Genomic DNA, 24274 nt, shown 5'->3' on the forward strand with positions numbered 1-24274 from the left:
CGCAGATGCCCCGGCGTGGGCAGTCTCGATGGACCACCCTCGGCGCTCATTCGAGGGACTTGAGCTTGCGGTAGAGCGAGCGTTCGCTGATGCCCAGCTTGGCCGCCAGCGCGGCGCGGTTGCCCCGGTGCCCAGCGACGATGGCGCGCAGCGTCTCGCGACTCGCGGCAAGCACCGTGTCGCCGGCCGTGGCCGGTGCCGACGGCCCGGTCGTGGCTCGGCCCGGCCGCCGGCCGGTCGCGATGGCCTCCTCGACATGCGCCGCCTCGATCACCTCGCCGTCGCACAGCAGGGCGGTGCGCTCCAGCAGGTTGCGCAGCTCGCGCACGTTGCCCGGGAAGGGCTGGGCCTCCAGCAGCCGCAGGGCGGCCGGCGCGAGGCGCAGGCGGCGCGGGGCCGCCACCCGCTCCAGCAGCGCCTCGGCCAGCAGGGCCAGGTCGCCCGCGCGCTCGCGCAGCGGCGGCAGCGGAATCGGGAAAGTCGAGAGCCGGTAGTAGAGGTCTTCGCGGAAGCGCCCCTCGGCCATCATGCGGTCGAGGTCGCGGTGGGTGGCCGAGACCACGCGGATGTCGGCGTGCCGCGGCTCGGTGCTGCCCACGCGCCGGTACATGCCGGTCTCCAGCAGGCGCAGCAGCTTGACCTGCATCGCCAGCGGGATGTCGCCCACCTCGTCGAGGAACAGCGTGCCGCCGCTGGCCGCCTCGACCAGGCCGCCCCTGGCGGTGGTCGCGCCGGTGAAGGCGCCGCGCTCGTGGCCGAAGAGCTCGGACTCGAACAGGGTCTCGGGCAGGCTGGAGCAGTCCACCGGCACCAGCGGCTTGCTGGCGCGCGGGCTGGCCTCGTGGATGGCGCGCGCCACCAGCTCCTTGCCGGTGCCCGATTCGCCCAGCAGCAGCACGGTGGCCGGCGCGGGCGCGACGCGCGCCACCAGGCCCAGCATGCGCTGGAAGGCGGGCGAGCGGCCGATCAGGCCCTGCGCCGCCGGCTGGCCCTGGGCCACCCGCAGCGGCTCCATCTTCTCCACGAAAAAGGCCGGCTGCCCGTCCGCGCCCGGCAGGGGCGAGAGCTCGATGTTCACGTACTCCTCGCCGCGGTGCGTGTGGTGCAGGTGCAGCACGCGCTCGCGCTGGCCCGAGAGCTTCGACTGCGCCAGCGGGCAGGACTCGCCGGCCTGGTCGCAGGGCACGGCGAAGTGGTGCGAGACCTCGTAGCAGCGCCGGCCGACCACGCTGCGCTCGGGGCTGAACTGGCGCCGGTAGGCGGCGTTGGCCGCCAGGATGCGGTACTGCGCGTCGAACAGGATGTGCGGCTCGGGCAGGCCTTCGAGGAAGGCGGTGAGTTCGGGCAGGGGTTTCATGGGGGTACCTGCGGGATTCAGATCTGGGCCGCGGGGTCCTGCGCGGGCTCGTCCAGCGCGCTGATGGCCTGGTGGTGCGTGAGGAACACGCGCCCCGACAGCCGCTCCAGGAAGTCGCTGCGGCGCAGGCGGTCCATCACCGGGCCTTTGACTTCGCTCAGGTGCAGGCAGATGCCGGCGTCCTGCAGGGTCCGGTGGATGTTGCGCAGGCTCTCCAGCGCGCTCGCGTCGATGTCGTTCACCGCGGTGCACTGCAGCACCACGTGGCGCACGTCGGGATGGGCGGTCAGTTCGGCCGAGACCCGGTCCTCCAGGTAGCGCGCATTGGCAAAGAACAGGCTCTCGTCCACCCTCAGGCCCAGGATGTGCGGCTGCGTCACCACCTCGTGTCGCAGCACGTTGCGGTAGTGCTCGGTGCCGGGCACCCGGCCCACCACGGCGATGTGCGGGCGGCTGCTGCGCCAGATGTGCAGCGTGAGCGAGGCCAGCACGCCCACCGCCAGCCCGCTGACCAGGTCCACCAGCAGCGTGACGGCGAAGGTCAGCGCCTGGGCAGCGAAGTCGGCGCGCGAGAAGCGCCAGGTGCGCGCGAAGCTGCGCCCGTCGACGAGGCTGCCCACCGCCATGACGATGGTGGCCGCCAGCACCGACAGCGGAAGGTGGTGCAGCCAGGGCGTGAAAAACAGGGCCGTGACGCCCAGCAGCAGCGCAGTGATCAGTCCCACCGCCGGGGTGCGCGCGCCGGCCTCGTGCATCACCGCCGTGCGTGAGAAGCTGGCGCCCACCGCGTGGGCGCCGGTCAGGCCTGCGGCGATGTTCGCGGCGCCCATGGCCCGCATCTCGGCGTCGCTGTCCACCCGCTCGCGCCGTCGCGCGGCAAACGCCTGGGTGATGGAAATCTGTTCCACGAAGGTGAGCATGGCGATCAGCAGCGCGGGCAGGAACAGTGCGCGCAGGACGGACGGGTCCACGCCCAGCAAGACCCCGGCGCTCAGCGAGGGCAGTCCCCGCGGCACCTCGCCCACCACGGCCACGCCCCGTGCCGACCAGTCCTGCCACCAGGACAGCGCGATGAACCCGGCCAGGATGAGCAGCGGCGCGGCCTTGGCCGCGAGGTCGGCGCCTCCGGCGGACAGACCGGCGCGCAGCAGGCCCGGCTTGAGCCAGCGCCGTGCCGCCGCCAGGACCAGCAGCGCCGCCAGGCCCACCGCCACCGTCAGGGGGTGCAGGTCGCCCGCGTGCTGCCACAGGCTTTGTCCGAACAGCAGCAGGTTGCTGCTGCGCAGCGGGGTGCCCAGCATGTGGGGCAGCTGGCTCATGGCGATCAGCAGGCCCGACGCGGTGACGAAGCCCGAGAGCACCGGCGCGCTGAGAAAGCCCGCGATGAAGCCCATGCGCAGCGCCCCCATCACCAGCAGCATGGCACCGACCAGCACCGCCAGCAGCAGCGAGGCGGCGATGAAGTCGGCACCGCCGGCGCTGGCCACCGCCCCCACCGCTGCGAGCGACATGATCGAGCGCAGCGCGGCCGGACCCGCGGCCAGCACCGGGCTGGTGCCCATGAGGGCGTAGACCACCAGCGGCAGCATGCTGGCGTACAGGCCGGTCACGGCGGGCATGCCGGCCAGCAGGGCGTAGGCCAGGCTCTGGGGAATCAGCAGCAGCGTCACCACGGCCGCCGCGGTCAGGTCGCCCACGGCGGTGGCGCGGCCGTAACCGCGCGCCCAGCGCAGGATGGGAAACCAGTCGGTCAGGGGCAGGTGCATGCGGGCAGGCGTTGCGGGTGGTGGTGGCGGTATTTTCACGGACGGCCGATAAACTGGCGGCCACCCCGAACCCCGCGCCGCCACGGCGGGCGGACCACCACCACAGGCCACCCCATGGAACTGCGTCAGCTGCGGTACTTCGTGCGCATCGTCGAGCTGGGCTCGATGAGCCGCGCCGCGATCGAGCTGGACCTGGTGCAGTCGGCGCTGAGCCAGCAGATCACCCGGCTGGAGAGCGAACTCGCCACCCGCCTGCTGCATCGCACACCGCGCGGCGTGGCGCCCACCGAGGCGGGCGTGGCGTTCTTTCGCGAGGCCCAGCTGACCCTGCGCCACGCCGAGCAGGCGATGCGGGCCGCACAGCAGGCGCGCCTGTCGGGCTCGGTGTCGGTGGGGCTGGCGCCCACCACCTCGGCCGTGCTGGGCCTTCCGCTGATGCAGGCCATGCGCGAGCGCTACCCCGACGTGCGCCTGCACATGGTCGAGAGCATGTCGGGCCACCTCACGGCCATGCTCAATGCCCGCCAGCTCGATCTGGCGGTGCTGTTCGACACCCGCCTGCACCAGACCCGGCAGGACGGCGGCGGGCGCGGCTGGAGCGTGATGCCGCTGCTGGAGGAAGACCTGTTCCTGGTGCAGCGCGCGGGCGCGCCGCGCCTGCCGGCCGAGATCGCCATCGCCGGACTGGCCGAGGTGCCGCTGATCCTGCCCACCGGGCCGCACGGTCTGCGCAGCACGCTGGACACGGCCTTCGCGGGCGCGGGGATTTCGCCGCGCGTGGTGCTGGAGGTGGATTCGCTGGCCATGGTGATGGCCGCGGTGGATGCCGGCCTGGGCGCCACGCTGCAGCCCTGGGCGGCGCTGGGCCGCTACCCGGACGCGGCGCAGCGCTTCCAGTGCGCGCGCGTCGCCGACGCGCCGGCGCGCCGCGTGAACCTGCTGTGCAGCCTGTCGGAAGACGAGCTCTCGCCGGCCGCGCTGGCCGCGCGCGTGGTGCTCAAGGACTGTGTGCGCACGCTACTGGGCGAGGGCCGCTGGGCCGGCGCCACGGCGCTGGCGGCACTGCCCGACACCCATCACAACCCGTGATACCCCCATGACCCAGGCCCGCTGCACAGCGGGCGGCGGTCTTCCTACAGTTCTTCGTGTGCCGGATGTGGTCCGGCGCCCCACGAGAGAACACGAAGGAGACCCATGTCAACGGACCCCGATGTCCTGGTGATCGGTGGCGGCAACGCCGCCCTGTGCGCCGCGCTGATGGCGCGCGAGGCCGGGGCCTGCGTGCTGCTGCTCGAAGCCGCGCCGCGCGAATGGCGCGGCGGCAATTCCGCCCACACCCGCAACCTGCGCTGCATGCACGACGCGCCGCAGGACGTGCTGGTCGACGCCTATCCCGAGGAAGAGTTCTGGCAGGACCTGCTCAAGGTCACCGGCGGCAAGACCGACGAAGCGCTGGCCCGGCTGGTGATCCGCGCCTCGGCCTCCTGCCGGCCCTGGATGGTGCGCCACGGCGTGCGCTTTCAGCCCTCGCTCTCGGGCGCGCTGCACACGGCGCGCACCAACGCCTTCTTCATGGGCGGTGGCAAGGCCCTGGTCAACGCCTACTTCCGCAGCGCCGAGCGCCTGGGCGTGCAGGTGCGCTACGGGTCGCCGGTGGACCGCATTGAGCTGGACGGAGACCGCTTCGTGGCCGCCTGGGTGAAGGGCGAGCGCATCACCGCGCGCAGCTGCGTGCTGGCGGCCGGCGGCTTCGAGTCGAACCGCGACTGGCTGCGCGAGGCCTGGGGCCAGAACGCCCGGGGCGAATGGCCGTCGGACAACTTCCTGATCCGCGGCACGCGCTTCAACCAGGGCGTGCTGCTCAGGCAGCTGCTGGCCCTCGGCGCCGACGCCATCGGTGACCCGACGCAGGCGCACATGGTGGCCATCGACGCGCGCGCGCCGCTCTACGACGGCGGCATCTGCACCCGCATCGACTGCGTGTCGCTGGGCGTGGTGGTCAACCGCGAGGCGCGCCGCTTCTACGACGAGGGCGAGGACTTCTGGCCCAAGCGCTACGCCATCTGGGGCCGCCTGGTGGCGCAGCAGCCCGGTCAGGTGGGTTTTTCCATCATCGACGCCAAGGCCATCGGCCGCTTCATGCCGCCGGTGTTCGACGGCGTGAAGGCCGACACCCTGCCCGAGCTGGCGCAGAAGCTCGGCCTCGATCAGGCCACCTTCATGCAGACCCTGAATCACTACAACGCCGCCTGCCGCGTCGGCACCTTCGACCACACCGCGCTGGACGACTGCCACACCGAAGGCGTGGCGCCCGCCAAGACCCACTGGGCCCGGCCCATCGACACCGCGCCCTTCTACGGCTACATGCTCAAGCCCGGTGTCACCTTCACCTACCTCGGACTCAAGACCGACGAGACCGCCGCGGTGCACTTCGGCGGCCGGCCGAGCGACAACCTCTTCGTGGCCGGCGAAATGATGGCCGGCAACGTGCTGGGCCAGGGCTACACCGCGGGCGTGGGCATGAGCATCGGCACCGCCTTCGGCCGCATCGCGGGCACCCAGGCCGCGCAGGCCGTGCGGAAAGGAGCGCGCCATGCACACGCTTGAAGCCCTGGCCCGCGACGCCCGCGCCCTGGCGAACGGCGAGGTCGTGCTGTCCGCGCCCGAAACCGAGGTCGCGCGCCAGATGCAGATCTGCAACGCCTGCCGCTACTGCGAAGGCTTCTGCGCCGTGTTCCCGGCCATGACGCGCCGGCTCGCCTTCGGCCAGGCCGACATCCACTTCCTGGCCAACCTCTGCCACAACTGCGGCGCCTGCCTGCACGCCTGCCAGTACGCGCCGCCGCACGAGTTTGCGGTGAACGTGCCGCAGGCCATGGCGCAGGTGCGCGGCCAGACCTATGCGGACTACGCCTGGCCGCCCGCGCTGGGCCGGCTCTACCAGCGCCAGGGGCTCACGCTGTCGCTGGCGCTGGCCGCCGGGCTGGCGCTGTTCCTGGTGCTGGTGCTGGCCGTGGTGCTGCAGGGGCAGGGCCTGGGCGCGCTGTGGAGCGCGCCGGGCAGCGACTTCTACGGCCTGTTCCCGCACAACCTGCTGGTGGGCCTGTTCGCGCCGGTGTTCGGGTTCGCCACGCTGGCGCTGGGCCTGGGCGTGCGCCGCTTCTGGCGCGAGATCACGCCCGCCACCAGCGGCGCGCCGCTGTCGGCCCCGGCCACCACCGAGGCGACCGGTGCCGTGCTGCGCCTGAAGTACCTGGACGGAGGCCACGGCGACGGCTGCCACAACGAGGACGACGCCCACACGCTGGCGCGCCGGCGTTACCACCACCTCACCTTCTACGGCTTCCTGCTGTGTTTCGCGGCCACCAGCGTGGCCACGCTCTACCACTACCTGCTGGACCTGCCCGCGCCCTACGACCTGCCCAGCCTGCCCAAGCTGCTGGGCGCGGCGGGCGGTGTGAGCCTGGCCATCGGCACCGCGGGCCTGTGGCGGCTGAACCTGCGGCGCCACCCGCTGCACGGCGACGCCGCGCAGAAGCCCATGGACCGCGGCTTCATCGCCCTGCTGTTCCTCACCGCCACCAGCGGCCTGGCCCTGTGGGCGGCGCGCGGCACCCCCGCCCTGGCGCTCACGCTGTGCCTGCACCTGGGCGCGGTGATGGCCCTGTTCGCCACGCTGCCCTACGGCAAGTTCGGCCACGGCATCTTCCGCACCGCCGCCCTGCTGCGCCACGCGGTGGAGAAGCGCCAGCCCAACCCCATCGGCCTGGGCGCCGACTGAGCGGCCTGCGCCCGCATCCCTTGTTCCCCCCCACGAACCTCACCGAGGAGACCTTGCCATGCCCAAACGAGCCTTCCTGCGCGCCACCGCGCTCGCCCTGTCCACCCTGTCGCTGGCAGGCCTTGTTCACACGTCGGCCCAGGCCCAGGACTTCCCGCCCAAGAAGCCGGTCACGCTGGTGGTGGGCTTCGCGGCCGGCGGCGCGGCCGACTCGGCCGCGCGCCTGATCGCCAAGAAGCTGGGCGAGAACATCGGACAGTCGGTGATCGTGGAGAACAAGGGCGGTGCGGGCGGCAACATCGCGCACCAGTTCGTCGCCAAGGCGGCGCCCGACGGTTCGGTGCTGCTGTTCGGCTCGGTGGGTCCGCTGACCATCGCGCCCCATTTGATGAAGCTGGCCTACGACCCCTTCACCGATCTGGCGCCCATTTCGGGCGGCGTCAACTTCCCCAACGTGCTGGTGGTGCACAAGGGCGTGGGCGTGAAGACCCTGGCCGAATTCGTGCAGCGCGAAAAGAAGAAGCCCGGCAGCCTGGACTTCGCTTCCACCGGCCCCGGCTCGGCCTCGCACCTGGCGGGTGAGCTGTTCAACCAGCGCGCCGGCATCGACATGGTCCACGTACCCTACAAAGGCGGCGCGCCCGCGCTGCAGGACCTGCTGGGCGAGCGCATCGCCGCCTACTTCTCGGCGCCGCCCACGGCCATGCCCCACATCGAGAGCGGCAAGCTGGTGCCCCTGGCCACGACCGGCCTCACGCGCCCGGCCTACCTGCCCCACATCCCCACCGTGGCCGAAGCCGGCTACCCGGGCTTCGAGGCGCTGAACTGGTACGCCTTCGTGGCCCCGGGCAAGACACCGGTGCCGCTGCTGGACCGCTGGAACCAGGAGATCGTGAAGGTGCTGAACGACCCGGGCGTGAAGGAGGCCCTGATGCACCACGGCCTGACGCCCCAGCCCACCACGCGCGCCGACTTCGCGGCCTTCATGAAGAAGGAATCGGCCCAGTGGGCCGCCACCATACAGGCCCGCAAGATCACGGCGGAATGACTCCGCGGGCGGCGCGCCTCAGGGCGCGTTCGCGGCCTCGGTGTGGATCACGCCGCCACCCAGGCAGACCTCGCCGTCGTACAGCACGGCGCTCTGGCCCGGCGTCACCGCCCACTGCGGCTCGGCAAAACGCAGCGTGAAGCCGGTGTCGTCCACGGCCAGCGAGCAGGCCGCGTCGCTCTGGCGGTAGCGCGTCTTGGCGGCGATGGCCGACACCGTCGGCGCCTCGCCCGCCACCCAGCTCAGATCCTCGGCGCGCAGGCTGGGCGCCAGCAGCCAGGGGTGGTCGTGGCCCTGCACCACCCACAGGATGTTTTTCTCCACATCCTTGCGCGCGACGAACCAGGGCTCGTGTTCGTTGCCGCCTTTCTGCGCACCCTTCTCGCGGATGCCGCCGATGCCCAGGCCCTGGCGCTGGCCCAGGGTGTAGAAGCTCAGGCCCACGTGCTGGCCAATCGTGCGGCCCGTCGGGTCCTTGATCGGCCCGGGTTCTTTGGCGATGTAGCGGTTGAGGAAGTCGCGGAACGGCCGTTCGCCGATGAAGCAGATGCCGGTGCTGTCCTTCTTCTTCGCGTTGGGCAGGCCGATCTCGGCGGCGATGCGGCGCACCTCGGTCTTGGGCAGCTCGCCGACCGGGAACAGGGTCTTGGAGAGTTGCGCCTGGTTGAGGCGGTGCAGGAAGTAGCTCTGGTCCTTCAGCGGGTCCAGGCCTTTGAGCAGCTCATGTTTGCCGGTCTGCTCGTTCAGGCGCACGCGGGCGTAGTGGCCGGTGGCGATCTTCTCGGCCCCCAGGCGCATGGCGTGGTCCAGGAAGGCCTTGAACTTGATCTCGGCGTTGCAGAGGATGTCGGGGTTGGGCGTGCGGCCGGCCGAGTACTCGCGCAGGAACTCGGCGAACACCCGGTCCTTGTACTCGGCCGCGAAGTTGACGTGCTCGATCTCGATTCCCAGCACGTCGGCCACCGAGGCGGCGTCCACGAAGTCGATGTTGGACGAGCAGTATTCGCTGTTGTCGTCGTCCTCCCAGTTCTTCATGAAGATGCCGATGACCTCGTAGCCCTGCTCCTTGAGCAGGTGCGCGCTCACCGCGGAGTCCACGCCCCCGCTCAATCCGACCACCACACGTTGCTTGTTTGCCATGGGGTGGATTATCCCAGCCGGTGTTCCGGCCGACCCCGGCTTCAAAAAATTGGAACGTGACCGGCGAGGGCTTCGAACGATGGCGGCGGGTGCCGGTCCTACAGTGAGTCCCATGCCGCCACACCCGGCGCCACCCACCAGGAATCCGCGATGTCCCGCCTGCCCACGCTCTTCATCTCCCACGGTTCGCCCACCTTCGCCATCGATCCTGGCCAGGCCGGCCCTGCGCTCACCGCGCTGGGCCACACCCTGCCGCGGCCCAGGGCCATCCTCGTCGTCTCGCCGCACTGGACCACGCGCGAGCCGCGTGTGGCCACCACGCCGCGGCCGCAGACCATCCACGACTTCGGCGGCTTCCCGCCCGCGCTCTACCAGCTGCAGTACCCCGCGCCCGGCGCGCCCGACGTGGCGCAGCGCGCCATCGAGCTGCTGCGCGCCGCCGGCTACGCGGCCGAGGCCGACACGCAGTGGGGCCTGGACCACGGCGCCTGGGTGCCACTGATGCACCTGCTGCCCGATGCCGACGTGCCGGTGTTCCAGGTCTCGCTGCCCGCGCGGCTGGACGGCGAGCGCGCCTACGCCTACGGCCAGGCGCTGGCGCCGCTGGCCGAGGAGGGCGTGCTGGTGATCGGCTCCGGCAGCCTGACGCACAACCTCTACGAGGTGCGCTTCGACGCGCCCGACGCCAAGGCCGAAACCTACGCGGTCGAGTTCGCGCACTGGATCAACGGTGTCGTGACCGGCCGCGACCACGCGCGCCTGCAGCAGACCATGGCGATGGCGCCGCACGCCCAGCGCGCCCATCCCACGGCCGAACACCTGTGGCCGCTGATGGTGGCCGCCGGTGCCGCTGGCGCCGAGGTGCCGGCCACGCGCATCGACGGGGGCGTCACGCACGGCGTGCTGGTCATGGACGCGTTCCGCTTCGGTGACGTGCCCGCGTCGGTGGAGGCCTGAACATGGACGCACGAACCGAAGCACCCGCGGGCGACCTTGTCCTGCACCGTCCCACGGCGCCCGCGCGCCAGCTGGTGCTGCTGTTCCACGGTGTGGGCGCGAGCCCCGAAGGCTTCGAGCCGCTGGGTTCCGCGCTGGCCCGCGAGGACCGTTGGGTCGTGGCGGTGCGGTCGCCCTTCGCGTCCGACCTGGGCGGCGGCTGGCAGTGGTTTTCCGTGCAGGGCGTGACCGAGGCCAACCGCAGCGAGCGCATCGCGGCGGTGATGCCGCGCTTTGCCGAGACCGTGCGGCGCTGGCAGGCCCACACCGGGCTGGGCGCGGCACAGACCGTGCTGGCGGGCTTCTCGCAGGGGGCGATCATGTCGCTCGAATCGACGCGGGCCGGCGAGCCGCTGGCCGCGCGGGTGGTGGCGATGTCCGGGCGCTTCGCCGCGCCGCCGCAGACCGCGCCGGCGGGCGTGGCCTTCCGCTTCATCCACGGCGAGCAGGACCCGGTGATTCCGGCGGCGTTCAGTGTGCAGGGCGCGCAGCAGCTGCAGGCCCTGGGCGCCGATGCGCGGGCCGACCTGCTGCCCGGCCTCGCGCACGGCATCGACCCGCGCGCCCTGGCGCTGCTGGCCCGTGCGCTGGACGAGGTGGCGCCGTGAACACCTGCGGCACCGGCCCGCGGCTCGCGCTGGACATCGGGGCACGCGAGACCGTGATCAACACCCCCACTGGCACCACCTGGACCCTGCCCGTGGGTTCGGCCTCGCTGTGGCCATTGACGCCGTCGGGGCCATCGGCGCTGGCGGTGGAAAACGGCATCCAGACCGTGGAGGACGCGATCGAGCGCGTGGCGTCCGAGGTTCCGCGCGGGGCGCACATGGTATTGAGTGCGCGCAGTCTGGCGCCGCTGCATCGCGGCGGTGCCATTGCAGCGCTGGCGCAGGGGTCCATTGGCCTGGACGGCATTGAGCGCGAGTACCAGTTGCTGGCGGCCCGGGCGGTCGGCGCACCCTCGGCGCGTGGCACGGCTTTCGACGATGCGGCAGGAGACGCGGTGCTGCTGATCCTGCGCGAACTGATGCACCACCTGGGGCTGCGGTCGCTGCACGGACCGGGCTGAACCGGCGCGCACCGTGGCGCGCTGTCACGGGACTTTCACGTGCTTGACATACGCTGGGCTTTGCCGGATTCTGCGTTGCGCTGTTTCCGCCACGCCCGCCGCAATCCCGCGGCGGCGGTCCATGTTGTCGTCATCCACCCTGAAAGCACACCCATGAAGAGCAAGATCTCCCGCGTGGCCCTGGCCGCGCTGCTGCTGACCGTTGGCGCCGCCCATGCCCAGGACAAGACCCTCCGCCTGATCACCTGGGCCGACTACGTGCCCAAGGACGTGATGGAGCAGTTCACCAAGGAGACCGGCATCAAGGTCGAGGTCACGCTCTCGAACAACGAGGAAATGATCTCCAAGCTGCGCGCCACCGCCGGTGCCGGCTTCGACCTGGCCCAGCCCAGCCAGGACCGCATCGCAGGCCCGCAGGCCGAGTTCGGCATCTACAAGCCGATGGACCTCTCCAAGATCAAGTCCGAGCAGTTCATTCCCTCGATGCTCGAAGCCACGCGCCTGAACACCACCGTGGGCGGCAAGGTCTACGCCGTGCCGCACATCTGGGGCACCGACGGTCTCGTGGTCAACACCAAGATCAGCAAGGCCGCCGATTACACCGATCTGTGCGCCGCCGAGAACGCCGGCAAGGTCAGCATGCGCCTGAAGCGCCCCACGCTGATCGCCTTCGCCTTCGCGTCCGGCAAGAACCCCTTCGCGCTCTACAGCGACGCCAAGGCCTACGGCGCGCTGATGGACGATGTGGGCAAGGCGCTGACCGAGTGCAAGAAGAACGTGAAATTCTTCTGGGACGGCAAGGACCAGCTGCTGGCCGGCATGCGCTCGGGCGAACTGACCACCGCCATGATGTGGGACACCGGTGGCTGGGGCCTGAACAAGACCAACCCCGACATCAAGTACGTTGCGCCCAAGTCCGGCGCGCTGGGCTGGGTCGACACCTTCGCCCTGCCGGCCAAGGGCAAGAACGACGAGGCCGCCTACGCCTGGATCAACTTCAACATGCGCCCCGAGATCGCCGCCAAGGTCGCCACCTCGGCCGGCAACTTCACCGCCGCCAAGGGCGGCGACGCCGGCATGGACCCGGTGCTCAAGAAGCAGTTCGCCGACAGCTTCCCCGAGGCCGCGCTGAAGAACATCAGGTGGTACCCCGCCGTGCCCGCCGGCATCGAGGACATCGAAGGCCGCGTGCTCGACCGCATCAAGGCCGCCAAGTAAGCCGATGCCCGCCGCCCCCGCCGTGACCGCGCACGCCGCGGACCGCGCGGGCGCCTTCGACCTTCAGATCCAGGCCGTCCGCAAGCGCTACGGCGCGTTTGCGGCGGTCGACGACCTGAGCTTCGGCGTCCGTTCCGGTTCCTTCTTCTCCATCCTCGGTCCCTCGGGCTGCGGCAAGACCACGCTGCTGCGCATGATCGCGGGCTTCATCGCCCCCGACGCGGGCGACATCGTGATCAAGGGCCAGTCCATGCACGGCGTGCCGCCCAACCGGCGGCCGGTGAACATGGTGTTCCAGCACCTGGCGCTGTTCCCGATGATGACGGTGGGCGAGAACATCGCCTACGGGCTGGAGCGGCGCGGCGTCCGCAGCGGTGTGGCCAAAGGCAAGGTCACCGACATGCTGCGGCGCGTCGGCCTGCCCGGCAGCGAGGGCAAGCGCATCGACCAGCTCTCGGGCGGCCAGAAGCAGCGCGTGGCCATCGCGCGATCGCTGGTGCTCGAACCCGCGCTGCTGCTGCTGGACGAGCCGCTGGGCGCGCTGGACCTCAAGCTGCGCGAGCACATGAAGGTCGAACTCAAGCAGCTGCAGGCCGAAGTCGGCACCACCTTCGTCTACATCACGCACGACCAGAGCGAAGCCCTGGTCATGTCCGACCAGGTCGCGGTGATGAACCACGGGCGCTTCGAGCAGCTCGGTTCGCCGCAGGACCTGTACTACCAGCCGCAGACGGCCTTCGTCGCCGGCTTCGTGGGCCACAACAACCGCGTCGAGGGCCAGATCGAAACCCGCAACGGCGACCAGGTGCTGCTGCGCACCGGCGGTGGCCTGGGGCTGTGGGCGCAGCGCGTGGGCGCGGTGGACCAGGGCCAGACCGCCAGCCTGTTCATCCGGCCCGAAGCCATCGAGATCGGCCGCAGCCCGCGCGAGCTGCCCGCCGGCGAGCCGGCGTGGAGCGCGACCGTGATGGCCGTGCTGTTCGACGGTGGCAATTCGACCGTGCAGGTGCAGGAAGCGCGCACCGGCACGCCGCTGCAGATCGCGCTGCCGCTGACCGGCCGCCTGGCCGACCTGCGCGCCGGCGAGACGGTCCATTTTTCCTACCAGCCATCGCAGGCCTGGTGCTTCGCGGCCTGAGCACGATGGACGTCGCCACGCACCGCCGCTGGATGCTGCTCGTCCTGCTCGCGCCGGCCCTGCTCTGGCTGGGCGGGCTGGTGGTGCTGCCGCACGTCGAGCTGGCCCTGCTGTCGCTGCAGGCGCGCGTGGGCCCGGGCGAGTACGCGCCCAGCCTGGCCCAGTACCGCACCTTCGTCGACGAGCCGCTGTACTGGAACACCTTTGTGCGCACCGCGGTGATGTCGGTGCTGGCGACGCTGTGCACGCTGCTGCTGGCCTTTCCCGCCGCCTGGTACATCGCCAAGGTCGCCCAGGGGCGGCTCAAGATGGTGCTGCTGGTGCTGTGCCTGCTGCCGTTCTGGGTCAGCGAGATGGTGCGCACCCTGGGCTGGCTGATCCTGCTGCGCGAAACCGGCGTGGTCTCGCGGCTGCTGCAGGCCACGGGGCTGGCGAACCAGCCGGTGGAACTGCTCTACCACGACGCGACCATCCTCGTGGGCCTGGTGTACGCCTCGCTGCTGTTCATGGTGATCCCGCTGGTCAACAGCCTGGAGAGCCTGGACGACAGCCTGATCGAGGCTGCCTACGACCTGGGCGGCAGCACGGCCAACATCGTGCGCCGCATCGTCATTCCGCACGCTGCGCCGGGCATCGCCGCCGGCTCCATCGTGGTCTTCATGCTCTGCCTGGGCAACTACCTCACGCCCACGCTGCTGGGCGGCAAGGACTCGCTCTGGTTCACCGAGCAGATCTACACCCAGTTCATCACCCGCTTCAACTGGAACCAGGGCGCGGCCTTCGGTTTCCTGCTGCTGTTCCTCTCCAGCCTGCTGGTGTGGGCCGGGTTGAAACTGACGGGTCAGCGGTTTGGCGCCGTGATGAAGGCCAGCTGACATGATTCCGAGCCTGCCCCGCCCTGCATCCCAACGCTTCGGCCTTGCCGCTTTCGTCGGCGCCTTCTTCATCTTCCTGTTCGTGCCCCTGGTGGTGGTGGCGGTGTTCGCGTTCAACAACGCCGACTACCCGACGCCCCCGTGGATGGGTTTCACGCTGGACTGGTTCTTTGCCGACAGCGAGCGCCGCACCGGCCTGCTGCACGACGCCGAGCTGCTCAAGGCCATCGGTGTGAGCGCCTGGGTGGCGCTGTGGGTGACGGTGCTGTCGGTGGTGGTGGGCACCTGCAACGCCTTCCTGCTGGAGCGCTTCGAGTTTCCGGGCAAAAGCGCGGTGGCGCTGCTTTCCATGGTGCCGCTGGTGATCCCGGGCGTGATCCTGGGCATCTCCATCCTCGCCTTCGCCAGCCGCATCGCCAACTTCGCCGACGCCACCTGGGGGCTCGAGCTGGAGTTCCTGCGGCCGGGCCTGCCGCTGGTGATCCTTGGCCAGTTCAGCTACATCGTCACCATCGCCACGCTGACCATCTCGGCCAGCCTGCGCCGCTTCGACCGCACGCTCGAAGAGGCCGCGCTCAACCTCGGCGCCAGCCCCGCCGCGGTGCTGTGGACCATCACGCTGCCCTACCTGCGCCCGAGCATGATCGGCGCCGCGGCCATGGCCTTCCTGATGTCGTTCGAGAACTTCAACACCACGCTGATGCTGGTGGGCTCGGACGCGCCACTGACCGTGCTGATGTACGGCCGCATGCGCGAGGGCGCGACGCCCGTGCTCAACGCCGTCAGCCTGTTCCTCATGGTGGCCTCGGCGCTTCTGGCGGTGCTGCTGATGTGGCGCAGCGGCCGCGAGCAGCGCCCCGCATCCGCCTGAGACGGGGCGGTGACCGCACTCAACAGCGGTCACACAGACGGTCACACAATCACACAGCCCATTTAAGGTCGGGCTAATCCGGCATCGCTTCAATACCCATACCAGCACGTGCTGGGGTGCTATTGAAAAGGATGTTCCCGATGAAATCGATTGCTGTCGCCGCCCTCCTGGTCGCCGTTTCCGGTGTTGCTCTGGCCGGTCCCAAGTGCGAACAACCCAAGGAAAAGTGGATGCCCGAAGCCCAGTTCAAGAAGGGCCTGGAAGAGAAGGGCTACCAGATCAAGACCTTCAAGGTCTCCAAGGGTGAGTGCTACGAAATCTATGGCTTCGACAAGGCCGGCAAGAAGGTCGAGATCTACTTCGACCCCGTGACCGCCGCCGTGCTCGAAACCAAGTGATCGCTGCGGCGCGATGAAGACCCCTGCGCTCTCCGAGCCCAGCCGCCCGGTCTGGGACCTGTTTGTCCGAGTCTTTCACTGGACGCTGGTCGGCACGGTGCTGCTCAACCAGTTCGTGCTCGAAGAGGGCGAAACGCTCCACGAGTGGGCCGGCTACCTGGCCGCCGCGCTCGTGGTGGCGCGCATCGTCTGGGGCTTCATCGGTTCGCGCCATGCGCGCTTCGCCGACTTTTTCCCGACGCCTGCGCGCCTGCTGCGGCATGTCCGCGCCATGCGTTCGGGACACCCGGAGCACCACTGGGGCCACAACCCGCTGGGCGCCCTGATGATGTTCCTGCTCATGGGCCTGGTGCTGGCCCTGGGCGTCACCGGCTGGATGCAGGGGCTGGACGCTTTCTGGGCCGAGGAGTGGCTGCAGGATCTGCACGAGCTGCTGGCCCACGCCCTGCTGCTGTCGGCCGGCGTGCACGCCGCCTCGGCCATCGTGATGGGGCGCGTCGAACGCACGCGGCTGGTCAAGGCCATGGTGACGGGTGTGAAAGAACGTTATTGAAGGCCGCGCGTGGCACACTGCCACGCACCATGCTGCGCATCGATCCTTCCGAAGTGGAGTTCACCGCCATCCGCGCGCAAGGTGCGGGCGGGCAGAACGTCAACAAGGTCTCCAACGCCGTGCACCTGCGCTTCGACGTGGCCGCTTCGTCGCTGCCCGAAGCGGTGAAGGCGCGGCTGCTGGCGCACGGCGACCAGCGCATCAGCGAGCAGGGCGTGATCGTCATCAAGGCCCAGACCAGCCGCAGCCTGGAGCAGAACAAGGCCGACGCGCTGGCACGGCTGCAGGCGCTGGTGAACGCCGCCGCCCATGTGCCCAAGGCGCGCAAGGCCACACGGCCCACGCTGGCCTCCAAGCAGCGCCGCCTGGCGGGCAAGGCCAGCCGGTCCCAGATCAAGCAGGGGCGCGGCCGGGTGAGCGGTTCTGAGTGAATCGGCGCGCTTAAGGTGTTTTTAGGATGTTCTTAAGCGCTATTTAGCAGCGCGCCCGGACACCGATTCCTAGACTTTCTTCCCATGGCAGGCAACGCATGGGGCGCTGTCGCCAGACAGCAAAAGCGGACCCGCTCCGCACGAGGAAGTCTTCATGAAAATCACCCAACAGGAAATGAAACAGCTGGCCGAGGCCAGCCAGGCCGCCGGTCGCGAGGACCTGTACGCCGGCATCCACAAGGCGCTGCGCGCCGTCATGGCCGAGTGCCTGCTGGCGGTCGGCCGCGCCGATCCGACCGACCGGCAGGACGTGACCGACGCCGGGGCCCGTGTCTGCGCGCTGATGGACCTGTGCGTGTCCCACGTGCACCACGAGAACAACTTCGTGCACCCCGCCATCGAGGCGCGCACGCCCGGCCTGAGCGCCGACGTGGCACACGAGCACCTGGGCCACCTGGAGCAGATCGCCCGTCTGCGGGCGGCGGCGCGGCAACTGGACACGCTGGACGGCACGGCACTGGCGGGTGCCCTGCACACGCTGTACCTGGACCTTTCGCTCTTTGTGGCCGAGAACCTGCGGCACATGCATGTGGAGGAAACCGAGCACAACGCCGCACTGTGGTGCGCCTACACCGACGAGGAGCTGCGCGCGATCCATGGCGCGCTGGTGGCGACCATCCCGCCGGGCGAGATGATGCTGGTGATGCGCTGGATGCTGCCGCAGATGAACGCGCCCGAGCGGCTGGCGGTGCTGGGCGGCATGCGCCAGGAGGCGCCGGAGCCGGTGTTCCGTGCGGTGCTCGATGTCGTGCAGCCGTATCTGGCGGCGCGCGACTGGGCCAAGCTGACCCGGGGTCTGGGCCTGCCGGCCGTGCCGGGGCTGGTGGACGCGGGCTGAGCCGCCGGCCGATCTTCAGGCCTGCACGGCCTGCAGGTCGACCGCGGCGCCGACCTGCAGGCGGAAGCGCCCGCGGCCGGTCTTCTCGATGCGCAGCGCCGGACACTGCTCCTGCAGGCGGCGCGCGAGCAGCAGCAGCCGCGCCTCCAGGTTGTCCACCACGTCGGGCAGACCCAGCCCGGGGTCGAGCCGCAGCTCGCGGTTGCAGAACTCCTGGCGGCCCTCGCGGCGGTGCACCTGCAGCAGCTTCCAGAGGATGGCGCCGGCCACACCCTTGATGAGGTAGGTGTTGTTGATGAAGACGCTGTGGTTGGCCGGGTAGTAGCGCACCTGCAGGGCGGGGCCCCGCGGGGGCGCCGCCGCTGGCGCGGGGTCGCCGCCCCCGGGGTGATCACCCAGCTCCGGCGTTTCCTGCAGCCGGTCGATGGCCGCGGCCAGCTGGCCCGCCAGCGTGACCAGCAGGTCTTCGTCCTCGAAGCCGAAGCGCAGGTCCTGCGGGCTCTCGACGAACAGCACGCCCAGCACCCGGTCGCCCGCGCGCAGCGGCACCGCCAGCTGGCTGTGGGGCTCGGGCAGTCCGGGGTAGGGGATCTCGGTCATGTCGGCCGGCGCCAGGCCCCGGTCCTGCAGGCCGCTGCGCACCGCCTGGCTGTAGAGGTAGGCGCTGGTCATGTGCATGATGCGCACCGGCGTGCCTTCGCGGGCGGCCACGCCGATCACGCCGTCGCCCAGCGCAATCTCGGAGCCCACGCCCGAGGTGGCGTAGCCGTGGCTGGCCACGGTGTAGAGGCGCAGCGTGACGGGGTCGGCGATCAGGACCATCGCATGGGCGATGTCCATGTCGTGTTCCAGCGTCTGCAGCGTGGCCTCCAGCGCCTCGTCCAGCGTGGTGGCGCGGGCCAGCCGCTCGCTGCCGCGGCGCAGCGCGCCCAGCAGGCTGCAGCGCGGCGCGCTGCCGGGCAGCGGCTCGCCGGCCACCCGTTCGGTGTCGAGCACCTCGTAGATGTCGGAGCCGCGCAGCACGAAGACGCTGGCCATGCCGCTGTGCGAGGCGATGCCGGCGAGCTGGGCCTTCATGCTCTCGAACACCGGGCCGCCGGTTTCGGTGCGCAGGTAGCGCAGGTGCAGCCGGTAGAACTGCGCCGTCACCGGGTGCAGCAGCAACACCGTGGCCAGCGGGTGCTCCAGGATGTTGCGGCGCGTCTTGTTGAAGAACTGGAAGGACAGCGCCACATGCCGCTCGTCCACATGGAACACCTGCGAGATGTAGGCCACGTTGGGCGTGCCGTCGGCCGCCGTGGTGGCCATGATGGCCGGGATGGCCCCTTCGAAGCAGGGCCGCACCTCGCCCAGCGTGACCGGGCTGTTCATGCCGGCCCCTGGAGCGGCTGCCCCGCCCGGGGGCCCGGGGTCTGGTCGAAGGCCTGTTCCGGCGCGAAGCTGACGGCGCTCAGGTCCTCCAGCCGGTGGGCCAGCATGGCGGCGGCGAAGTCGGGGGCGAAGCCGATGCGGCCCAGCTCGCCCTGCATGGCCTGCAGGTAGCGCTGCAGGGCGGGCACGTCGTCGGGCGTGACCTCGCGCAGGCGCGCGCGACTGGATTTGAGTTGCACCGTCCGGTGGCTGTGGGGTTCGCTGAACACCACCGCGACCCGACCGCTGCGGGCCACGTCGCGCAGCAGCTGCGCCGACTGCTGGCGGTTGAGAAACACCGTGATCTGCTCGCCCTGCGGTGCCACCTGGCTGCCCACCGCGCGCATCAGGCTGGGGGTGAGGTCGGCCCCGCAGGAACTCACGATGACCGAGACGCCGCGCGCCATCATGGCCAGCAGTTCAGGGGGCAGCAGCGGGGGGGTGCCTGGGGTTTCCAAGGGGTGCAGCGCCGGTGTCGGGAAAACCGTGGGTGGGAGCCGCTGATGATAGTGAGCCGTCCGCAGACGGCCAAGGCCGGTGCGGGGGTCAGCGCGCCTTGAACACCGACAGGTCGGTGTGCACCGCCTCCAGCGCGAAGCGCTGGCCCGCCCGGTGGTCCTCGATGCAGCGCAGCACCAGCGGGCTGCGGTGGCGGTCCGTGCTGGCGCGCACCTCGTCGGGCGTCATCCACAGGGAGCGCACGATGCCGGTGTCGAGCGGGCGTTGCGCATCGAAGTCGCCCAGGTCGCCGCAGTACGCAAAGCGCAGGTAAGTGATGTCTTCGCCCGTGCGCTCGCGCTGGAAGCGCGAGAGGTAGATGCCGACCAGGGCGGTGGGCCGGAAGACAAAGGCGGTCTCCTCCAGCGCCTCGCGCGCCACGCCCTGTTCGGGGCTCTCGCCGGGGTCCAGGTGACCGGCCGGGTTGTTCAGGCGAAGGCCTTCGGGCGTCTCTTCCTCCACCAGCAGGTAGCGGCCCTCGCGCTCGATGATCGCGGCCACGGTGACGCTGGGTTTCCATCGGGTGTTCATGGCCGCATTATCCCGACCGACCGTTCGGGTGTTCCTTTCAACGGGACCTTCTGCCGCATCATGAAATGCCCGGCGGGCTCGGGCACCTGCGCGACCCGGGCGCTTGGTACAAACCCTTGTGCGACAAGGGCTTGCCGGCGGCGAAGACCCGAAACGCGTCGGTTAAGCTGGCGCGCTGCCGGACGTGCCCAGGGACGGGCGCTGGCGCCGACCAGGGACGGCGCGTGATCGGCACGACGAACAACACACCGGGCGGAGGGCCTGGCACACATGAGGGGAAGCAACAAGATGTCCAGAGGAATGTGGAAGTCAGCGGTTGTCGGGTGCGCACTGTGGGCAGCGGTGACCGGCCACGCGGCCGAGTTCTCGGTCGGGCGAGTGGACATCCGGTTCACCGACGAGGGCTGGAAGGAAGTGCCCCTGCCCGATGCGGCGCAGGCCTACGGGGGTGAAAAATCAGGTGCGCTGGAGGTGCAGGCCAAGCTCTTTGTCCGCGCCGAGTCCGTCCGCGAAGCGCCTTTGCTGGTCCTGGTGAGCACCAACTCGGCCGGCATGGGCGGTGGACGGGGCGGCTACATGTCGTACTCGCCCAATTGCAAGTCCGACGACCGCAACTACCGCGAAGGCAACGAGGGTTTCCGGGCCAGCTTCGCGCAGTGCCTCACCGTGATGCCGCGGTACAACGGCGCCAGTGTGATCAAGGCGCTGGCGCCCCAGCTGGAAGGCGAGCTGCTGACAGAAGGCGCCAAGCTGCCACCGTTCTACACCGTGTGGAGCCGGCATGCGATCTCCACGGGGTCGTTCGTGGACGTGCGCGTCTTCACGGTGTTTCCGATCAGCGCCGACGGCACGGCCGCCGCGGACGCACTGCCCAAGGACGTGCCGCCCTCCCACGTGGCGTGGGGGCGCCAGCTCAAGGACGCGGTCAAGAGCAGCGTCTATTCGCTCTCCGGCCGACTGGACATGCCGTCCCTCCAGGTGGTCGCGCCACCGCCGCCCCCACCCGCCGTGGCCAACGGCGGCTGAGCGCACACCCTGCACTGTTTTCTGAACTCCCAGCATTGAGGACCTGCCCATGACTTCTGGCGCCCCGACCGACACCGCCGCTGCCACGCCGCAGCGCATCGGCATCCCCCGTGAAACCTTCCCTGGCGAAAAACGCGTGGCCACCGTGCCCGACGTCGTCGCCAAGCTCGCCAAGCTGGGCTTCGGCGTGGTGGTGGAAACCGGTGCGGGCGCGCTGGCCGACCTGTCCGACGACGCCTACCGCGAAGCGGGCGCCGGCATCGCCGGTTCGGCCGCCGAGCTCTGGGCCGGCGCCGACATCGTGTTCAAGGTGCGTCCGCCCACGCCCGACGAGGTGGCGCTGATGCGCGAGGGCCAGACCCTGATCGGCTTCGTCTGGCCGGCGCAGAACCCGGATCTGATGCAGCAGCTGGCCGCGAAAAAGGTGACGGTGCTGGCCATCGATTGCCTGCCGCGCACGCTCAGCCGCGCGCAGAAGATGGATGCGCTGACTTCCATGGCCGGCGTCAGCGGCTATCGCGCGGTGGTCGAGGCGGCCAACGCCTTCGGCCGCTTCTTCAACGGCCAGATCACCGCCGCAGGCAAGGTGCCACCGGCCAAGGTGTTCATCGCCGGCGCCGGTGTGGCGGGTCTCGCCGCCATCGGCGCGGCCGCCAGCCTGGGCGCCATCGTGCGCGCCAACGACACGCGCGCCGAGGTGGCCGACCAGGTGGTTTCGCTGGGCGGCGAGTTCGTCAAGGTGGACTACGAGGAAGAGGGCTCGGGCGGCGGCGGCTACGCCAAGGTCATGAGCGAGGGCTTCCAGGCCGCGCAGCGCGCCATGTACGCGCAGCAGGCCCAGGAGTGCGACATCATCATCACCACCGCGCTGATCCCGGGCAAACCGGCGCCGCGCCTGATCACGGCCGAGATGGTGCGCAGCATGAAGCCCGGCAGCGTGATCGTGGACATGGCGGCCGAGCAAGGCGGCAACTGCGAACTCACCGAACCCGGCAAGGCGGTCGTCAAGCACGGCGTGACCATCGTCGGTTACACCGACCTGGCCTCGCGCATGGCGCGCCAGTCCTCCACGCTGTACGGCACCAACCTGTTCCGCCTGACCGAGGAACTGTGCAAGACCAAGGATGGCGTGATCAACGTCAACATGCAGGACGACGCGATCCGCGGCCTGACCGTGGTCAAGGAGGGCGAGATCACCTGGCCCGCGCCGCCCATCGCTGCGGCGCCCAAACCGCCGGCCAAGCCCGCGGCGGCCGCGCCCAAGGCGCCGGCCCATGGCCACGGCCCCGGCGAGCCGATGTCGGCCCAGACCCTGGCCATCGTGTTCGGCTTGGGCGCCGTGCTGTTCGCGCTGGTCGGCCTTTACGCGCCGGCCTCGTTCCTGTCGCACTTCACGGTGTTCGTGCTGGCCTGCTTCGTGGGCTACATGGTGGTGTGGAACGTCACGCCTTCGCTGCACACGCCGCTGATGAGCGTGACCAACGCCATCAGCTCGATCATCGCCATCGGCGCGCTGATCCAGGTCGCGCCGCCGCTGGACGCGGCCGGTGCCGCCGACCGGCCCAACACCCTGATCCTGGGCTGCGCCGTGCTCGCGCTGGTGCTCACCGCCGTCAACATGTTCGGCGGTTTCGCCGTCACGCGCCGCATGCTGGCGATGTTCCGCAAATAAGAAAAGAAGAGGACGACTCCCATGACCTCCAGTCTGGCCACCATGGCCTACATCGGCGCCACCATCCTGTTCATCCTCAGCCTGGGTGGCCTGTCAAATCCTGAGACCGCGCGCCGTGGCAACCTGTTCGGCATGGTCGGCATGGCCATCGCCGTGCTGGCCACCGTGCTCGGCCCGCGCGTCACCGCGGCCGGCATCCCATACATCGTTGGCGCGCTCGTCGTCGGCGGTGCCATCGGCCTGATCGCCGCCAAGAAGGTGCAGATGACGCAGATGCCCGAGTTGGTCGCGCTCATGCACAGCCTGGTGGGCCTGGCGGCCTGCCTGGTGGGCTTTGCCAGCTACGTGGACACGTCCACGGTGTTCGCCACTCCGGCCGAAAAAGCCATCCACGAGATGGAGATCTACATCGGCATCCTGATCGGTGCCATCACCTTCTCGGGTTCGCTGATCGCCTTCGGCAAGCTCAGCGGGCGCATCGGTGGCAAGCCGCTGCTGCTGCCGGCCCGCCACTGGCTCAACCTGATCGGCCTGCTGGTCGTGATCTGGTTCGGCCGCGCCTTCCTGAATGCACACGACATCCAGTCCGGCATGACGCCGCTGCTGGTGATGACCGTGATCGCGCTGCTGTTCGGCATCCACATGGTGATGGCCATCGGCGGTGCCGACATGCCGGTGGTGGTGTCCATGCTCAACAGCTATTCGGGCTGGGCGGCGGCGGCCACCGGCTTCATGCTCAGCAACGACCTGCTGATCGTGGTCGGCGCGCTGGTGGGCTCCTCGGGTGCCATCCTCAGCTACATCATGTGCCGCGCGATGAACCGCAACTTCATCAGTGTGATCGCCGGGGGCTTCGGTGGCGGAGCGCCCACACCCAAGGCCGCCGCCGGTGCCGCGGCCGTACCGCAGGGTGAGGTGACGCCGGTCAGTGCGACCGAGACCGCCGAGCTGCTGCGCGAAGCCAAGAACGTGATCATCGTGCCCGGCTACGGCATGGCGGTGGCCCAGGCCCAGCACACGGTGTTCGAGATCACCAAGCTGCTGCGCGAGAAGGGCGTGAACGTGCGCTTCGGCATCCACCCGGTGGCCGGCCGCATGCCGGGCCACATGAACGTGCTGCTGGCCGAGGCCAAGGTGCCCTACGACATCGTGCTGGAAATGGACGAGATCAACGAGGACTTTCCCGACACCGACGTCACCATGGTCATCGGTGCCAACGACATCGTGAACCCCGCCGCCCAGGACGACCCGACCAGCCCCATTGCCGGCATGCCGGTGCTGGAGGTGTGGAAGGCGCGCACCTCCATCGTGATGAAGCGCTCCATGGCCAGTGGCTACGCGGGCGTGGACAACCCGCTCTTCTACAAGGACAACAACCGCATGCTGTTCGGCGACGCCAAGAAGATGCTGGACGAGGTGCTGGCTGCGCTGCGGGGCTGATCCCGCCCACATCCCCAAGGCCCGGCGCGTCCGGGCCTTGTGCTTTCCGGGGGCGCGCCTGGCGGGCGTTCACTTTTGATAGCGTGAACTGCGCAGGAACTGCCGCCCGTGAGGGATGCGTCAGAATCGCGTCAGGGAAAACACGCGCTCGGGGTTCC

The 24274-nt window shown here is 70.0% G+C and carries 24 protein-coding genes; 18 read left to right on the forward strand and 6 right to left on the reverse strand.

Going from position 1 to position 24274, the window contains the following annotated elements:
* Positions 1 to 46 precede the first annotated feature (46 nt).
* Together RCO38_RS22470 and RCO38_RS22475 are read right to left on the reverse strand one after the other, a co-directional pair.
* Positions 47 to 1357 carry a sigma-54 interaction domain-containing protein gene (locus RCO38_RS22470; protein WP_308330720.1) on the reverse strand — a complete coding sequence of 437 codons (1311 nt, stop codon included), beginning with the start codon at positions 1355 to 1357 and terminating at the stop codon, positions 47 to 49.
* A 17-nt stretch (positions 1358 to 1374) separates the two neighbouring features.
* Positions 1375 to 3123 carry a SulP family inorganic anion transporter gene (locus RCO38_RS22475; RefSeq protein WP_308330721.1) on the reverse strand — a complete coding sequence of 583 codons (1749 nt, stop codon included), beginning with the start codon at positions 3121 to 3123 and terminating at the stop codon, positions 1375 to 1377.
* 114 nt (positions 3124 to 3237) lie between these two features.
* Here RCO38_RS22475 and RCO38_RS22480 point away from each other — a divergent pair, with 114 nt between their 5' ends.
* The 4 genes from RCO38_RS22480 (at position 3238) to RCO38_RS22495 (ending at position 7952) form a co-directional block, all read left to right on the forward strand.
* Positions 3238 to 4212, forward strand: a complete 975-nt coding sequence (locus tag RCO38_RS22480; protein WP_308330723.1) for a LysR family transcriptional regulator — start codon at positions 3238 to 3240, stop codon at positions 4210 to 4212.
* 105 nt (positions 4213 to 4317) lie between these two features.
* On the forward strand, positions 4318 to 5730 hold the full coding sequence (gene tcuA / locus RCO38_RS22485; RefSeq protein WP_308330725.1) for an FAD-dependent tricarballylate dehydrogenase TcuA: 1413 nt from the start codon (positions 4318 to 4320) through the stop codon (positions 5728 to 5730).
* Complete coding sequence (gene tcuB, locus RCO38_RS22490; protein ID WP_308330726.1) at positions 5717 to 6904, forward strand: tricarballylate utilization 4Fe-4S protein TcuB; 1188 nt, start codon at positions 5717 to 5719, stop codon at positions 6902 to 6904. The genes tcuA and tcuB overlap by 14 nt, the downstream gene beginning before the upstream one ends.
* Positions 6905 to 6962: 58 nt before the next feature.
* Positions 6963 to 7952, forward strand: a complete 990-nt coding sequence (locus tag RCO38_RS22495) for a Bug family tripartite tricarboxylate transporter substrate binding protein (RefSeq protein ID WP_308330728.1) — start codon at positions 6963 to 6965, stop codon at positions 7950 to 7952.
* Positions 7953 to 7970: 18 nt separating this feature from the next.
* On the opposite strand, the gene mnmA is transcribed toward RCO38_RS22495, so the two are convergent.
* On the reverse strand, positions 7971 to 9092 hold the full coding sequence (mnmA, locus tag RCO38_RS22500) for a tRNA 2-thiouridine(34) synthase MnmA (protein ID WP_308330729.1): 1122 nt from the start codon (positions 9090 to 9092) through the stop codon (positions 7971 to 7973).
* 150 nt (positions 9093 to 9242) lie between these two features.
* On the opposite strand from mnmA, the gene RCO38_RS22505 reads away from it, so the two are divergent.
* From RCO38_RS22505 to RCO38_RS22555, 11 genes are all read left to right on the forward strand, one after another.
* Complete coding sequence (locus tag RCO38_RS22505; RefSeq protein ID WP_308330731.1) at positions 9243 to 10049, forward strand: dioxygenase family protein; 807 nt, start codon at positions 9243 to 9245, stop codon at positions 10047 to 10049.
* 2 nt (positions 10050 to 10051) lie between these two features.
* Positions 10052 to 10696 carry an esterase gene (gene ypfH, locus RCO38_RS22510; protein WP_308330733.1) on the forward strand — a complete coding sequence of 215 codons (645 nt, stop codon included), beginning with the start codon at positions 10052 to 10054 and terminating at the stop codon, positions 10694 to 10696.
* Positions 10693 to 11157: a hypothetical protein gene (locus tag RCO38_RS22515; protein WP_308330734.1), complete on the forward strand. Its 465-nt coding sequence runs from the start codon at positions 10693 to 10695 to the stop codon at positions 11155 to 11157. The genes ypfH and RCO38_RS22515 overlap by 4 nt, the downstream gene beginning before the upstream one ends.
* A 153-nt stretch (positions 11158 to 11310) precedes the next feature.
* Positions 11311 to 12375, forward strand: coding sequence for an extracellular solute-binding protein (locus RCO38_RS22520; protein ID WP_308330735.1), 1065 nt, complete (start codon positions 11311 to 11313; stop codon positions 12373 to 12375).
* A gap of 4 nt (positions 12376 to 12379) precedes the next feature.
* On the forward strand, positions 12380 to 13513 hold the full coding sequence (locus tag RCO38_RS22525) for an ABC transporter ATP-binding protein (RefSeq protein WP_308330736.1): 1134 nt from the start codon (positions 12380 to 12382) through the stop codon (positions 13511 to 13513).
* A 5-nt stretch (positions 13514 to 13518) separates the two neighbouring features.
* Positions 13519 to 14388, forward strand: coding sequence for an ABC transporter permease (locus RCO38_RS22530; protein ID WP_308330737.1), 870 nt, complete (start codon positions 13519 to 13521; stop codon positions 14386 to 14388).
* A 1-nt stretch (position 14389) separates the two neighbouring features.
* Positions 14390 to 15259, forward strand: a complete 870-nt coding sequence (locus tag RCO38_RS22535) for an ABC transporter permease (protein WP_308330738.1) — start codon at positions 14390 to 14392, stop codon at positions 15257 to 15259.
* A 140-nt stretch (positions 15260 to 15399) separates the two neighbouring features.
* The gene (locus RCO38_RS22540; protein ID WP_308330739.1) at positions 15400 to 15657 is read left to right on the forward strand and encodes a PepSY domain-containing protein; all 258 of its coding nucleotides are present in this window, start codon (positions 15400 to 15402) and stop codon (positions 15655 to 15657) included.
* Between the two features lie 13 nt (positions 15658 to 15670).
* Positions 15671 to 16210 carry a cytochrome b/b6 domain-containing protein gene (locus RCO38_RS22545; protein WP_308330740.1) on the forward strand — a complete coding sequence of 180 codons (540 nt, stop codon included), beginning with the start codon at positions 15671 to 15673 and terminating at the stop codon, positions 16208 to 16210.
* Positions 16211 to 16239: 29 nt separating this feature from the next.
* Entirely contained in the window at positions 16240 to 16641 is a 402-nt protein-coding gene (gene arfB / locus RCO38_RS22550; protein ID WP_308330741.1) for an alternative ribosome rescue aminoacyl-tRNA hydrolase ArfB, read from the forward strand.
* Positions 16642 to 16795: 154 nt separating this feature from the next.
* Positions 16796 to 17539 (forward strand): hemerythrin domain-containing protein, encoded by a 744-nt coding sequence (locus RCO38_RS22555; protein WP_308330743.1) that lies wholly within the window; start codon positions 16796 to 16798, stop codon positions 17537 to 17539.
* Between the two features lie 15 nt (positions 17540 to 17554).
* Here RCO38_RS22555 and RCO38_RS22560 read toward each other — a convergent pair whose 3' ends face one another.
* From RCO38_RS22560 to RCO38_RS22570, 3 genes are all read right to left on the reverse strand, one after another.
* Positions 17555 to 18910 carry a GAF domain-containing protein gene (locus tag RCO38_RS22560; protein ID WP_308330744.1) on the reverse strand — a complete coding sequence of 452 codons (1356 nt, stop codon included), beginning with the start codon at positions 18908 to 18910 and terminating at the stop codon, positions 17555 to 17557.
* Positions 18907 to 19407, reverse strand: coding sequence for a hypothetical protein (locus RCO38_RS22565; protein WP_308330745.1), 501 nt, complete (start codon positions 19405 to 19407; stop codon positions 18907 to 18909). The genes RCO38_RS22560 and RCO38_RS22565 overlap by 4 nt, the downstream gene beginning before the upstream one ends.
* Before the next feature lie 88 nt (positions 19408 to 19495).
* Positions 19496 to 19978 carry an NUDIX hydrolase gene (locus tag RCO38_RS22570; protein ID WP_308330747.1) on the reverse strand — a complete coding sequence of 161 codons (483 nt, stop codon included), beginning with the start codon at positions 19976 to 19978 and terminating at the stop codon, positions 19496 to 19498.
* A gap of 342 nt (positions 19979 to 20320) precedes the next feature.
* Between RCO38_RS22570 and RCO38_RS22575 the strand changes: the two genes are divergently transcribed.
* The 3 genes from RCO38_RS22575 to pntB are packed head-to-tail and all read left to right on the forward strand — an operon-like array spanning position 20321 to position 24116.
* Positions 20321 to 21004, forward strand: coding sequence for a hypothetical protein (locus RCO38_RS22575; RefSeq protein WP_308330748.1), 684 nt, complete (start codon positions 20321 to 20323; stop codon positions 21002 to 21004).
* 49 nt (positions 21005 to 21053) lie between these two features.
* Positions 21054 to 22676, forward strand: coding sequence for a Re/Si-specific NAD(P)(+) transhydrogenase subunit alpha (locus RCO38_RS22580; RefSeq protein WP_308330749.1), 1623 nt, complete (start codon positions 21054 to 21056; stop codon positions 22674 to 22676).
* Between the two features lie 21 nt (positions 22677 to 22697).
* Positions 22698 to 24116, forward strand: coding sequence for a Re/Si-specific NAD(P)(+) transhydrogenase subunit beta (gene pntB / locus RCO38_RS22585; RefSeq protein ID WP_308330750.1), 1419 nt, complete (start codon positions 22698 to 22700; stop codon positions 24114 to 24116).
* Positions 24117 to 24274 lie beyond the last annotated feature (158 nt).

The sequence above is a fragment of the Hydrogenophaga pseudoflava genome, assembly GCF_031020795.1.
GTDB classification, from domain to species: Bacteria; Pseudomonadota; Gammaproteobacteria; order Burkholderiales; family Burkholderiaceae_C; genus Hydrogenophaga; species Hydrogenophaga pseudoflava_A.

Excerpts from the sequence above, each read along its gene's own strand:
- RCO38_RS22480 (WP_308330723.1), top strand. The coding sequence starts at position 3,238 with ATGGAACTGCGTCAGCTGCGGTACTTCGTGCGCATCGTCGAGCTGGGC.
- tcuA (WP_308330725.1), top strand. The coding sequence starts at position 4,318 with ATGTCAACGGACCCCGATGTCCTGGTGATCGGTGGCGGCAACGCCGCC.
- RCO38_RS22505 (WP_308330731.1), top strand. The coding sequence starts at position 9,243 with ATGTCCCGCCTGCCCACGCTCTTCATCTCCCACGGTTCGCCCACCTTC.
- RCO38_RS22525 (WP_308330736.1), top strand. The coding sequence starts at position 12,380 with ATGCCCGCCGCCCCCGCCGTGACCGCGCACGCCGCGGACCGCGCGGGC.
- tcuB (WP_308330726.1), top strand. The coding sequence starts at position 5,717 with ATGCACACGCTTGAAGCCCTGGCCCGCGACGCCCGCGCCCTGGCGAAC.
- RCO38_RS22535 (WP_308330738.1), top strand. The coding sequence starts at position 14,390 with ATGATTCCGAGCCTGCCCCGCCCTGCATCCCAACGCTTCGGCCTTGCC.
- RCO38_RS22570 (WP_308330747.1), bottom strand. The coding sequence starts at position 19,978 with ATGAACACCCGATGGAAACCCAGCGTCACCGTGGCCGCGATCATCGAG.
- RCO38_RS22540 (WP_308330739.1), top strand. The coding sequence starts at position 15,400 with ATGAAATCGATTGCTGTCGCCGCCCTCCTGGTCGCCGTTTCCGGTGTT.
- RCO38_RS22520 (WP_308330735.1), top strand. The coding sequence starts at position 11,311 with ATGAAGAGCAAGATCTCCCGCGTGGCCCTGGCCGCGCTGCTGCTGACC.
- mnmA (WP_308330729.1), bottom strand. The coding sequence starts at position 9,092 with ATGGCAAACAAGCAACGTGTGGTGGTCGGATTGAGCGGGGGCGTGGAC.
- RCO38_RS22475 (WP_308330721.1), bottom strand. The coding sequence starts at position 3,123 with ATGCACCTGCCCCTGACCGACTGGTTTCCCATCCTGCGCTGGGCGCGC.
- ypfH (WP_308330733.1), top strand. The coding sequence starts at position 10,052 with ATGGACGCACGAACCGAAGCACCCGCGGGCGACCTTGTCCTGCACCGT.
- RCO38_RS22470 (WP_308330720.1), bottom strand. The coding sequence starts at position 1,357 with ATGAAACCCCTGCCCGAACTCACCGCCTTCCTCGAAGGCCTGCCCGAG.
- arfB (WP_308330741.1), top strand. The coding sequence starts at position 16,240 with ATGCTGCGCATCGATCCTTCCGAAGTGGAGTTCACCGCCATCCGCGCG.
- RCO38_RS22560 (WP_308330744.1), bottom strand. The coding sequence starts at position 18,910 with ATGAACAGCCCGGTCACGCTGGGCGAGGTGCGGCCCTGCTTCGAAGGG.
- RCO38_RS22580 (WP_308330749.1), top strand. The coding sequence starts at position 21,054 with ATGACTTCTGGCGCCCCGACCGACACCGCCGCTGCCACGCCGCAGCGC.
- RCO38_RS22495 (WP_308330728.1), top strand. The coding sequence starts at position 6,963 with ATGCCCAAACGAGCCTTCCTGCGCGCCACCGCGCTCGCCCTGTCCACC.
- RCO38_RS22545 (WP_308330740.1), top strand. The coding sequence starts at position 15,671 with ATGAAGACCCCTGCGCTCTCCGAGCCCAGCCGCCCGGTCTGGGACCTG.
- RCO38_RS22555 (WP_308330743.1), top strand. The coding sequence starts at position 16,796 with ATGAAAATCACCCAACAGGAAATGAAACAGCTGGCCGAGGCCAGCCAG.
- RCO38_RS22530 (WP_308330737.1), top strand. The coding sequence starts at position 13,519 with ATGGACGTCGCCACGCACCGCCGCTGGATGCTGCTCGTCCTGCTCGCG.
- pntB (WP_308330750.1), top strand. The coding sequence starts at position 22,698 with ATGACCTCCAGTCTGGCCACCATGGCCTACATCGGCGCCACCATCCTG.